This is a genomic window from Acinetobacter sp. MF4642 (assembly GCF_002018925.1).
In the GTDB taxonomy this organism is placed as follows: domain Bacteria; phylum Pseudomonadota; class Gammaproteobacteria; order Pseudomonadales; family Moraxellaceae; genus Acinetobacter; species Acinetobacter johnsonii.
In genome coordinates this window covers 44802-56954 of sequence record NZ_MVON01000001.1, presented here as the reverse complement: position 1 = coordinate 56954, position 12153 = coordinate 44802, and the positions used below count along the sequence as shown (strand labels likewise).

Here is a 12153-nt window from a genome sequence, read left to right as displayed (position 1 = left end):
AGTCGCTTAGTTTAAACCTTTAAACTCAGCTTTACCGCGGTAAGCAGCATTTGTCAATTCTTCAATACGAAGCAATTGGTTGTATTTCGCTACGCGGTCAGAACGGCACAGTGAACCTGTCTTAATTTGACCAGCAGCAGTACCTACCGCAAGATCCGCAATCGTAGAATCTTCAGTTTCGCCAGAACGGTGTGAAATTACTGTAGAATAACCATTTTCTTTCGCAAGATAGATTGCATCTAAAGTTTCAGTCAACGTACCAATTTGGTTGTATTTAATTAAGATAGAGTTACCTACTTTCTCATTAATACCACGTTGAAGGATTTTCGGGTTTGTAACGAATAAGTCATCACCTACCAATTGGATTTTGTCGCCAAGGATAGATGTCAAGTAAGACCAACCTTCCCAATCCGACTCATCTAAACCGTCTTCAATCGAGATAATTGGATATTGGTTTACAAGACCCGCTAAATAGTCAGAGAACTGGTTGCTTGTGAACGCTTTGTTGCCTTCACCCGCAAGAATGTACTGACCATTTTTGTAAAATTCTGAAGATGCACAGTCAAGCGCAAGCATAATATCAGAACCCGCTTTGTAGCCAGTTTGACCAATCGCTTCAAGAATAACCGTGATTGCTTCTTCGTTTGAACGTAAGTTCGGTGCAAAACCACCTTCATCGCCTACAGCAGTATTTAAACCTTTTTTGTTTAAAACTGATTTTAGAGAATGGAAGATTTCAGCGCCTGCACGTAATGCTTCAGAGAATGACGTGAAGCCTACAGGCTCTATCATGAACTCTTGAATATCCACATTGTTGTCTGCATGCGAACCACCATTGATGATGTTCATCATTGGTACAGGCATAGTTAAAATAGTTTGACCACGTAAGTCTGCAATGTATTGGAAAAGAGGAATTTTCTTTTCATCAGCAGCAGCACGTGCAGCAGCTAGTGATACCGCTAAAGTTGCATTCGCACCCAATTTTTCTTTGTTTTCAGTACCATCAAGCGCAATCATGGTGTTATCGATGTCTTTTTGTTCAAATACTGATTTGCCCACTAAAGCATCACGGATAATCGTGTTTACGTTGTTAACCGCAGTTTTAACACCTTTACCCAAATAGCGTGCTTTGTCGCCATCACGAAGTTCTAAAGCTTCACGAGAACCAGTTGAAGCACCAGATGGTGCACATGCACGGCCAACTACGCCAGATGCTAAGATTACGTCTGCTTCGATGGTTGGGTTACCACGAGAGTCCAAAATTTCACGTGCACGAATGTCAACGATTTGGCTCATGAACAATTCCTCAGTTGATTAATAACGAGATGCTTTAGATGGCATCAATGAGTTTATAATTTAGTGTGTATCTAGCTTTTGGAAGCCTTTAACCAAGGTATCCAATTCTTTTAGCTGCGCCAAGAAAGGCTCAAGCTGAGACATACGCAACGCGCATGGTCCATCACACTTGGCTTTTTCTGGGTCTGGATGCGCTTCCAAGAATAAACCTGCTAGACCTGTTGCCATTCCCGCGCGAGCAAGTGTCGTGATTTGCGCACGGCGACCGCCCGCAGAATCCGCACGACCACCCGGAGTTTGAAGCGCATGGGTCACATCAAAAAACACAGGAACATTCATTTCTTTCATGATGTCGAAGCCCAACATGTCTACAACCAAATTGTTGTAACCAAATGCCGAACCACGTTCACAAATAATGAGCTTGTCATTCCCTGCCTCTAAACACTTATGCAAAATATGGCGCATTTCATGAGGAGCAAGGAATTGTGCTTTTTTGATGTTAATGATGGCATCCGTTTTGGCCATCGCTTCAACCAAATCCGTCTGACGACTTAGAAAAGCAGGAAGTTGAATAATATCCGCAACTTCCGCTACAGGTGCAGCTTGGTAAGGTTCATGTACATCAGTAATAATGGGTACATTAAAATGTTTTTTAATGTCAGCTAACCACTCAATCCCTTTTTCTAGGCCCGGCCCTCGAAACGAGTTCAAGCTTGAACGGTTGGCTTTATCAAAACTGGCTTTAAATACGTAAGGAATCTCCAAACGCTTGCAGATATCGACATAAGTCTCTGCAATTTCAAAAGCCAAATCTTTAGACTCAAGTACGTTCATGCCGCCGAATAGTACAAATGGCAAGTGGTTTGCCATTTGTATATCGCCTAAACGTACAATTTCTTGTGGTTTTAATTGTGACATTTAAACTTCCTAGTTTATTGCTTAACCCAAATTACTTCGCTTTTTTGTACTGTGCTTTCGCAGCATCAATAAAACTAGCAAATAATGGGTGTCCATCACGTGGTGAACTTGTAAATTCCGGGTGGAATTGTACAGCAATAAACCAAGGATGTTGAGGAATTTCAACTGTTTCTACTAAGTGCTGTACAGGTGAATAGCCCGAAATTTTCATACCAGCTTCTTCAAGCGCTGGAATAAAACGGTTATTCATCTCATAACGGTGACGGTGACGTTCAATAATATCTGCTGAACCATACACTTCACGTGTTTTAGTGCCTTCAACCAATTCTGATTTTTGAGCACCAAGACGCATCGTACCACCAAGATCAGAGTCAACATTACGCTGTTGAACTTCACCACGTTCATCTAACCATTCAGTGATTAGACCAATCAATGGAGACTTAGTCGAACGGTTGAATTCAGTCGAACTCGCATCACTAATACCCACGACATTACGTGCATATTCGATCACAGCCAACTGCATACCTAAACAGATACCCAAGAATGGAACACCGTTTTCACGTGCGAACTTAATCGCTTGCATTTTCCCTTCAGTACCACGTTCACCAAAACCACCCGGTACCAGGATTGCATCCATATCTTTCAATACTTCATTGACATCTTGGCTTTCAAGTTCTTCAGCATTAACATAGTCAATTTGAACTTTCACACGGTTTTGAATACCCGCATGTAAAAGCGCTTCATTCACAGACTTATACGCATCTGGAAGTTCAACATACTTACCCACCATTGCAACACGAACCGTGTATTCAGGGTTTAGTAGTGCTTCTACAACATTGTCCCAATCTGTTAAATCAGCCTCAGGCAAATCATTGAAACCAAAACGTTCACAGATCAGGTCATCAACATTTTGTTCATAGAACGTACGTGGAATTTGGTAAATGCTGCGCGCATCTTTACACACCACAACTGCACGTGCTTCAACGTTTGTGAACAAGGCAATTTTGCGGGTCGTGTCTGCATCAACATCATATTCAGTGCGACAAATTAAAATGTCTGGCTGAATACCAATCGATAACAATTCTTTTACCGAGTGCTGAGTTGGTTTAGTTTTCAACTCTGCCGCAGATTTGATATATGGAAGTAAAGTTAAGTGCATAAGCATAGTGCGCTTATGACCTAGTTCAACCATAAGTTGACGTACAGATTCCATGAATGGGAGAGATTCGATGTCACCTACTGTGCCGCCAATTTCAACAATCGCAACATCATAACCTTCGCCTGCGCGAAGTACACGTTCTTTGATGTTGTCTGTAATATGTGGAATAACTTGAACAGTTCCACCAAGGTAGTCACCACGGCGTTCTTTATTTAAAACGTCTTGGTATACGCGACCAGAAGTAAAGTTATTTAACTTGGTCATTTTCGCACGACGCAAGAAACGTTCGTAATAACCCAAGTCTAAATCGGTTTCTGCACCATCCTCTGTGACAAAAACTTCACCATGTTGGAACGGGCTCATAGTCCCTGGATCGACATTAATGTATGGATCCATTTTTACCATGGTTACTTTTAATCCACGGGCTTCTAAAAGCGCAGCAACTGAAGCAGCTGAAATACCTTTACCTAGTGATGAAACTACACCACCAGTCACGAAAATAAAATGGGTCATTGGGTTTCTCGTACAATCGAGCCTAATTCGGCCTGCAATGTTGCGCAATTTTACTTTACCTTGTACCAATAAAGCAAAGTCAATCCGCATCAATTCATAGAACAATAAACAATTGGATATTCTATCAGCATTTGGCAGATAAAATTAAGCTAAGTTCATAGGATTTTCATCTTGCATTTTGCTGTTATAATGGCGCGATCCTTCAAACACTCGATTTTATGTAATTATGAATAAAAAACTTTTAATTTGTGGTGCCATTGCAGCAGGCTTACTATTAACAGCATGTGTAAAGAAAGAAGCACCTAAAGAAGATGAACAAGAACAAGTTGAAGTCGTTACTACAGAGCAACAACAAACTGTTGAACTTCAACCTTTAGCAGCATCTGAGCCTGAGATTCCAGCGCAAGTTGAAGTGATTCGCGAAGAAACACCGAATACAACTACTGAGATCCGTCGTGAAACGCCAGCACCTGCTCCAGCAGCTCAGCCTGCACCAAAAGCAGAAGCATCAAAAGCTGAAGAAAAACCAACGCAAGCACGCCCAAGTAATACAAACCCAAATACGCAAACTGAAGATGATGCGGTTGCAGCAGCCATTGCAGCAGCGACACCAGCTTTAGAAAACTAATCATCGCTATATTAGATGATTAAAAAAACCCGATTGATATCGGGTTTTTTTATTGCCGGCTTATAAATAAGCTTTTAATTTTTCTGCAAGAAAGTCAATAAATAAGCGAATACGCTTTGGCACATAGTTTTGTTGATAGTAAACCGCATGTATTTTCTGCTCTTTGATCTGAATTTGATCTTCCAACAAAGCAATGAACTGCCCATCTTGAATATCTTGCTCGACCATAAAGCGTGACAAACACGCAATCCCCGCCCCTTGCAATGCCAACTGACGAACCGTTTCACCATTTGAGCATTTAATTTTGGCCTGAATTGTTAAAGGTTCATCCTCCAACTGAATAGGCCACGTATTTAAATGTGCAGGCTGACTAAAACCAAGCAAAGTATGTGAGCTTAATTCTGCTGCATTTTTAGGTAGACCATGTTTTTGTGCATAAATAGGACTTGCCACAATATATAACCGACTTTTACAAAGCAGCTTGGCATGTAAGCTTGAATCCGCCAACTCACCAAACCGAATCGCGACATCGGTTTTATGCTCAAGTAAGTCTATAACCTGATCGTGATTGGTAATTTCTATATCAATTTTTGGATAACACTGCATAAACTCTTCAATCAGCGGCACTATCACATGCAGCACAAAAGGCGTTGCTGAATCAATCCGAATTAAACCAGACGCCTCAGCATCAGTATTTTGCAGACTTTCTTCAGCTTCGGTCAGATCGAGTAAAATTTTACGTGCCTTTGTCAAAAACTGCTGGCCTTCATAGGTCAGTTTGAGCTTCCGTGTCGTTCGCTCCAGCAAAGTCACATTCAACTTCGACTCTAATCGTTGTAAGGCACGGCTGACACCCGATGTGGTTTGATCCAACTGCTGGGCAGCTTTGACGATAGAGCCACTATCAACAATGCTCACAAAAGCTGTTAATTCTTCTATGGTTGATTTCATGTGTAATTATTGATTAATAGTCAATAATATTTTGCAAATTACCCAGTTTTTAAGCAAGTCTTTTTTCTACAAAATAGCCTCATTCCATAAAACAAGTTATCGAGTAAAAAATGAATATCGTTCCTCAATTCGGCTTAGGTACTTTCCGTTTAACAGGTGACACTGTCATTGAGTCTGTGAAAACTGCACTAGAAGTCGGTTATCGTGCGGTCGATACTGCTCAAATCTATGGTAATGAAGCTGAAGTTGGTCAAGCCATTGAACTCAGTGGTATCAATCGTCAAGATCTTTTTCTCACCACAAAAATTTGGACGGAAAATTATTCAGCAGAAAAATTGATTCCAAGCTTAAAAGAAAGTTTGCATAAGCTAAAAACCGATGCAGTGAATCTAACCTTGATCCACTGGCCTGCCCCAAGTACAGGTGTAAACATTACAGAACTCATGCAGAACTTATTGGAAGCGAAACAACAAGGTTTGACCGAACACATTGGTATTTCTAACTTCAATATTGAGCTGACTCAACAGGCGATTGAGAGTATTGGGCTAGAAAACATCGCGACTAACCAAATTGAACTCAGTCCTTACCTACAAAACCATAAGTTAGTTAATTTCCTCCAAGCTCAAAACATTGATGTCACTTCATATATGACACTGGCTTACGGTAAGGTTTTGAATGATCCTGTTTTAATGCACATCGCGCAGCAACATCAGGTATCGACTGCACAAATTAGCCTAGCTTGGGCATTACAACGTGGTTTTGCAGTCATACCATCTTCAACCAAACGTGAACACTTGATGTCCAACTTAAAGGCACAAGAGATTCAACTGTCGACTGAAGAAATGATGGCAATTACGCAATTAGACCGAAATCAACGTGAAGTTAATCCTGAGGGATTGGCTCCTATTTGGGATTGAGCATCGCTATGAAAATTAATTTTCCACTTTTGGCGCTTGCGGTGGGTGCTTTTGCCATTGGAACCACCGAGTTTTCCCCCATGGGCTTTTTGCCTGAAATTGCCAACGATTTGTCCGTTTCAATTCCACAAGCCGGACTGCTAATTAGTGCCTATGCTGTAGGCGTCATGCTTGGGGCTCCGCTCATGACCTTATGGTTGGCACGCTTTCCTAAGAAAACAGCTTTAATCCTATTGATGGCGATTTTCACGATTGGGAATGTGTTGGCGACCGTTGCACCTGATTATATGAGCTTAATGGGTGCACGTTTAATTACCAGTTTAAACCATGGTGCATTCTTTGGCTTAGGTTCGGTGGTGGCAGCCAGTGTTGTGCCTAAAGACAAACAAGCCAGTGCAGTCGCAATGATGTTTATGGGCCTCACCATTGCCAATATTGGCGGTGTGCCACTTGCAACGTGGCTCAGTCAAAATACCAGTTGGCGCATGGCCTTTGCTGCGATTTCAATCTTAGGCATCATGACCATGTTGGCACTATGGAAAGCACTCTCGCAAGATCACGATGTGGTTAAACCGAATGTAGCAAAAGAATTGCGCGTTTTAACACGTGCGCCTGTCGTCCTTGCTTTATTAACCACAGTCATGAGCGCGGGTGCCATGTTTGCGTTATATACCTACATTGCTCCGAGCCTACACGTATTTATGCAGGCATCACCGCAAACCATCACCTTGATGTTGGTTTTAATCGGGATCGGCTTCTCCATTGGTAATCATCTGGGTGGAAAGTTTGCCGATCTATCCCTAGAGAAAACCCTGATTGGCTTCCTTGTACTTTTGATGGTGATGATGCTTGTTTTCCCAGTATTAGCACAAACAACCGTTGGTGCAGCGATTGGCTTGGTGATTTGGGGTGCGGCGGCATTTGCGGTAGTACCGCCACTGCAAATGCGCGTCATGTCGGTCGCAGCAGATGCGCCTGGGCTTGCCTCTTCAGTTAACATTGGTGCGTTTAACTTAGGCAATGCCTTAGGTGCCTTTGCTGGTGCAACCGTACTGAGTATGCAACTTAGCTACGCAGCGGTTTCATATGCAGGTGCCGCACTCAGCTTTATGGCCTTGATCTTGGTCTTACTGCAAATGAAGTTCGGTCTTAGCAAGAAAGCCTGTGAAGCAGTTTAAGCCTTACACGACTGAACCAATCAAAAAAGACCTACACTGCTGTAGGTCTTTTTTATACTTAGTGTTTTTGTTGTTCCAATTTCAAAAAATCCGCAATCAGCTTGGTTGCCCAAGACTCGGTATTGAGCGCCCCTTCATAGAAGCCACAATGGCTGCCTTTTTTGGTGGTCACTACGGCAATATTCGGCATTTGACGGATCATGTCTTTATACGGTTCAAAATTTTTAATGTGACAGACGGGATCATCCTCTGCATTTAAAATCAGCAATGGAATGGTGACATTTTCAAATACATAGATTGGGTTTGTGGCTTGGTTATAACTATCATAGTCCACATAACCCGCCATTTCATAATAACTCGACTCAAACTCAGCCAAGGTTTTGGTCATTAAGACTTGCGACACAGACGCTGTTTGTTGCCACGTTTGCTGGTAAGGAAAAATAAATTTCTTAAACAGTTTCTTGGTCATGACTTTACTGTAAAAGGGATGCACATTTACAAAACCCAACTCAGTGTTATAGCCCGGACACAGGGCAAAGGCCGCCTTAAAAGGGGTTTGACTCCCTTCTTCACCTAAGTAACGCACCAAAAGCCCCGTTCCCGCAGAAGAGCCTACCGCATACAACGTTGAACTTGGAAATGTGCTTTGAATAAACGCAATTTGTTCACGTAAATCATCGGTTGAACCGAAAAGATTCATTTTGGGTACAGGCATTGGAAGGTCTGCATGTCCACGGCGTAAGCACAGTGCAACACGCCAACCCGTATAGCGATTTAAGTCACGCACCACCTCACGCATACTTTCAGGAGAGCCTGTAATCGTATGCATAACCACAACCGTTGGCGTCGCTTCAGGTAAGTCATAACCAAACCACATGATGCCAGTGACCCCACCGTCTTGCATCTCTAACTGATCAAAATGATCATATTCCAATTGAATCTGACGCTTTCGAATCACATCAAAATACAAAAGATGGGCATGCGTGTTGGATAACCACGGCGTTGGTCGGTACTTCTCTTGAAGCTGTGTAAGCGCCCCAACAGTCACTTGAATTTGCCCTTTCGGGTTAATATAGAGCTTCGGTTGTTCCGCACCAGTCACTCGATCCCACGCCGTTTGGCTTAATTGGTTTAGCAAACTGAACACAGCATTCATATCAGTACCTTCTTTTTCCTATCTTTCTTGGTGATGCATCAATTTTCGTGCCTAACTATAAATAACAAGTCACACCTTTATCATCCAGCTTGAGGTGCAAAAGCTGCCATTCGCTGTCCCATTTGTACAGCTAAGGCCTCTAGCCCCGATTTAGGACGGATCATCACTTCAAAATCTACAATTTGACCTTGCTCATTAAAACGAATCATGTCAATCCCTTTGAGCTTTTTCTCGCCGACATTGGCAGAAAACTCAAGGACGACACTTAAATCATCTTCTGTAAAAAATTCACGGTGGTAAGTAAAGTTTTCAAAAACCTGAATCACATTACTTAAAATAAAAAAAACCACTTGCTTACCCGGATAAGGATTAAACGCCACCGGTGAACGGAACACGACATCTTCTGCTAAAAGCTCATTTAAGATGCTCATATCACGTGTCGTGACCATATCATGCCAGCGTACCAAGGCTTGTTTTGTTGTTGCTAAACTCATTCTTATGTCCTTATGAAAGTGAATCCACTCAAATCTGCAATAAAGGCACCTTCTCTTGCACCACATACGTTTCAAGGAAAAGGCAACACGAGGGAAAAGATAAGATTTTAGAAAATACCTCTCCCAAACCCTCTCCGTGTAGGAGAGGGAGCTTTATTACAAATTTTAAGCTGATAAATTATTGTTATCGATTAAATGGTCGCAGCCAATTCCGCACCTTGACGAATCGCACGCTTCGCATCCAACTCACCTGCTTCTTTCGCGCCACCAATCAAATGTACATTTTTACCATCGGCTTTTAACTGATCATACATTGCAGTATAAGACTCTTGTCCTGCACAGATAATCACGTGATCAACCTCTAAAACCGTTGGCTGATCATTCACTGTAATGTGGAGACCTTGATCATCAATTTTGTCGTAGCTTGCGCCTGCAATCATTTTTACATCGCGATGTTTTAGCCCTGTTCGGTGAATCCAACCCGTGGTTTTACCTAAGCTTGCACCGACTGCCTTCGCTTTACGCTGTAGAAGGTAAATTTCACGATCCGACTGCTCCAAGACTGGTTGTTTTAAGCCACCAACATGCGCATAGCTGGTGTCGATTCCCCACTCATCATAGAATTTTTGTGGGTTTAAACTACCGCTTTCACCTTCATGGCTTAAGTATTCTGCTGTATCGAAACCAATACCACCCGCACCAATAATCGCGACTTTTTTACCGACAGGCTTACGCTCACGTAGAACTTCGATATAACTCAACACTTTCGGGTGATCAATCCCTTCTATAGTTAGCTCACGTGGAGTAACGCCTGTTGCAACCACGATATCATCATAGTTCTCAGCGCTCAGTTCCTCATAAGTTGCGGTATGATTCAGCACCAACTTGATATTCGGTTGTAATTCAATTTTACGTTTGAAATAACGCAGTGTTTCGTAAAACTCTTCTTTACCAGGAATAGTTTTCGCAATATTAAACTGCCCACCAATCTGACTGGCTGCATCAAAAACAGTCACTTGATGTCCTCGGTCAGCGGCATAAGTCGCAAAACTCAAACCTGCAGGCCCAGCACCAATCACCGCAATATTTTTCTTAACTGCACTTTCTTTAAAAATCAGTTCAGTTTCATAGCATGCACGCGGGTTGACTAAACACGTCGCAATTTGCATGGAGAAAATTTGATCCAAACAGGCTTGGTTACAACCAATACAAGTATTGATTTCATCACTACGGCCTTGTTCTGCTTTGAGTACAAACTCAGCATCTGCAAGCATTGGGCGTGCCATCGACACCATATCCGCATCCCCCTGAGCTAAAACATGTTCAGCCATTTCAGGGGTATTAATACGGTTAGATGTCACTAAAGGTATCTGAACCGAACCTTTTAGCTTCTTGGTCACCCATGTAAATGCCGCACGTGGCACTTTGGTTGCAATCGTTGGAATACGCGCTTCATGCCAACCAATACCTGTGTTGATAATGGTTGCACCTGCCTTTTCAATTTCTTTGGCAAGCTGAATCACTTCTTCTAAAGTCGAACCACCTTCAACCAAATCCAACATTGAAAGACGGTAAATAATAATAAAGTTTTCACCAACTTCTGCACGAGTGCGTTTTACGATTTCAATCGGAAAACGAATACGGTTTTCATAGCTACCACCCCATTCATCATCACGATGATTGGTACGTGCCGCAATGAATTCATTGATTAAGTAGCCTTCTGAACCCATGATTTCAACACCATCATAGCCAGCAACTTGTGACAATTTTGCACAATTCACAAAGTCCGCAATAGTCTGATTCACTTCAGCAGAAGTCAAAGCATGAGGTTTGACTGGGTTAATCGGTGCTTGAATTGCAGAAGGTGCAACATTTTCAGCCTGATACGAATAACGACCGGTATGCAAAATCTGTAATACGATTTTACCACCCGCATCATGTACGGCTTGTGTGATGACTTTATGCTTTTCCGCTTCTTCTAAAGTATCTAACTTAGAACCACCGTGAAAAGTCACACCATGATCATTCGGTGAAATACCACCTGTTACGATTAGCCCTACACCGCCAGCGGCACGCTCTGCATAAAATGCCGCCATGCGATCATAACCACCTTCAACTTCTTCAAGTCCAACGTGCATAGATCCCATTAATACGCGGTTTTTTAATGTGGTAAAGCCTAAATCTAAAGGCGCAAGTAAATGCGGGTAATTAGACATGTGTACTCCTTGGCGTGCTTTCACTGGCTGGTATTTTAAATACAAGGTTAGATCAAATTATTTAATGCAACAAGTTGCATAATGTTTATCTTTATAATCGAGATTTGTTTTTTATGCAACATGTTGCATAATGACTCTACGTCCATTTTAATTGCGAAATATTACCGAAATGTCATTAGCTCATGTTTTATTGACCAGTTTGATTGAAAAACCAAGCACAGGTATTGAGTTAGCGCGTCGTTTTGACCGTTCAATGGGCTTCTTTTGGAATGCGACACATCAACAGATATATAGAGAACTCAGCGCTATGCAAAGCAAAGGCTGGATTTCAACGATAGAAGATGATGGTGCAACCTCGCGTAAAAAAACCTATCAGGCAGAACAGCTCGGACGTACAGAACTTGCCGACTGGCTGGTAAAACAAAGCCCACCTGCCCAGCTCCGTGAAGAACTGATGGTGAGACTGCGTGTTGAAGCTCAACTTGGCGGCAACACGGTTTTGCCTGAACTGGAACGACATCTCATCCTACACAAAGAAAAACTACAAATTTACCAAAGCATTTTTGCCAAAGATTTTGGCCATGCAGAAGAAAATGATCGTACCTTATATATTCATAAAATGATTTTACAACTTGGAATTAATTTAGAATGTGGTTGGATTGAGTGGCTAGAGACCATGATTCCAGCGCTTAAAAACTTCGAAAAATAATAAGCCACGCAAAGGATT

General features: G+C 42.1%; 11 protein-coding genes. 4 read left to right on the top strand and 7 right to left on the bottom strand.

Annotated elements, in window-relative coordinates; all coding sequences use genetic code 11:
- Positions 1–6: 6 nt before the first annotated feature.
- From eno to MF4642_RS00265, 3 genes are read right to left on the bottom strand one after another with little or no spacing between them, the layout of a single operon-like run.
- Entirely contained in the window at positions 7–1296 is a 1290-nt protein-coding gene (gene eno, locus MF4642_RS00275) for a phosphopyruvate hydratase (protein WP_078424917.1), read from the bottom strand.
- 60 nt (positions 1297–1356) lie between these two features.
- Positions 1357–2214 carry a 3-deoxy-8-phosphooctulonate synthase gene (kdsA, locus tag MF4642_RS00270; protein WP_004981871.1) on the bottom strand — a complete coding sequence of 286 codons (858 nt, stop codon included), beginning with the start codon at positions 2212–2214 and terminating at the stop codon, positions 1357–1359.
- A gap of 31 nt (positions 2215–2245) precedes the next feature.
- Positions 2246–3886, bottom strand: coding sequence for a CTP synthase (locus tag MF4642_RS00265; RefSeq protein ID WP_004696627.1), 1641 nt, complete (start codon positions 3884–3886; stop codon positions 2246–2248).
- A 226-nt stretch (positions 3887–4112) separates the two neighbouring features.
- On the opposite strand from MF4642_RS00265, the gene MF4642_RS00260 reads away from it, so the two are divergent.
- The gene (locus MF4642_RS00260) at positions 4113–4514 is read left to right on the top strand and encodes an internalin (RefSeq protein WP_078424916.1); all 402 of its coding nucleotides are present in this window, start codon (positions 4113–4115) and stop codon (positions 4512–4514) included.
- Positions 4515–4574: 60 nt separating this feature from the next.
- Here MF4642_RS00260 and MF4642_RS00255 read toward each other — a convergent pair whose 3' ends face one another.
- Complete coding sequence (locus tag MF4642_RS00255) at positions 4575–5465, bottom strand: LysR family transcriptional regulator (protein WP_078424915.1); 891 nt, start codon at positions 5463–5465, stop codon at positions 4575–4577.
- A gap of 110 nt (positions 5466–5575) precedes the next feature.
- Here MF4642_RS00255 and dkgB point away from each other — a divergent pair, with 110 nt between their 5' ends.
- Positions 5576–6382 (top strand): 2,5-didehydrogluconate reductase DkgB, encoded by an 807-nt coding sequence (gene dkgB / locus MF4642_RS00250; RefSeq protein ID WP_078424914.1) that lies wholly within the window; start codon positions 5576–5578, stop codon positions 6380–6382.
- An 8-nt stretch (positions 6383–6390) separates the two neighbouring features.
- A complete protein-coding gene (locus MF4642_RS00245; RefSeq protein ID WP_078424913.1) occupies positions 6391–7560 on the top strand; it encodes an MFS transporter in 1170 nt (389 codons plus the stop codon).
- 58 nt (positions 7561–7618) lie between these two features.
- Here the strand turns inward: MF4642_RS00245 and MF4642_RS00240 are convergent, their stop codons facing one another.
- The 3 genes from MF4642_RS00240 to MF4642_RS00230 form a co-directional block, all read right to left on the bottom strand.
- The gene (locus tag MF4642_RS00240) at positions 7619–8716 is read right to left on the bottom strand and encodes a YheT family hydrolase (protein WP_078424912.1); all 1098 of its coding nucleotides are present in this window, start codon (positions 8714–8716) and stop codon (positions 7619–7621) included.
- Between the two features lie 80 nt (positions 8717–8796).
- Positions 8797–9210, bottom strand: a complete 414-nt coding sequence (locus MF4642_RS00235) for a nuclear transport factor 2 family protein (RefSeq protein ID WP_078424911.1) — start codon at positions 9208–9210, stop codon at positions 8797–8799.
- A 191-nt stretch (positions 9211–9401) separates the two neighbouring features.
- Entirely contained in the window at positions 9402–11426 is a 2025-nt protein-coding gene (locus tag MF4642_RS00230; RefSeq protein ID WP_078424910.1) for an NADPH-dependent 2,4-dienoyl-CoA reductase, read from the bottom strand.
- Positions 11427–11595: 169 nt separating this feature from the next.
- Between MF4642_RS00230 and MF4642_RS00225 the strand changes: the two genes are divergently transcribed.
- Complete coding sequence (locus MF4642_RS00225; RefSeq protein ID WP_035326948.1) at positions 11596–12135, top strand: PadR family transcriptional regulator; 540 nt, start codon at positions 11596–11598, stop codon at positions 12133–12135.
- Positions 12136–12153 lie beyond the last annotated feature (18 nt).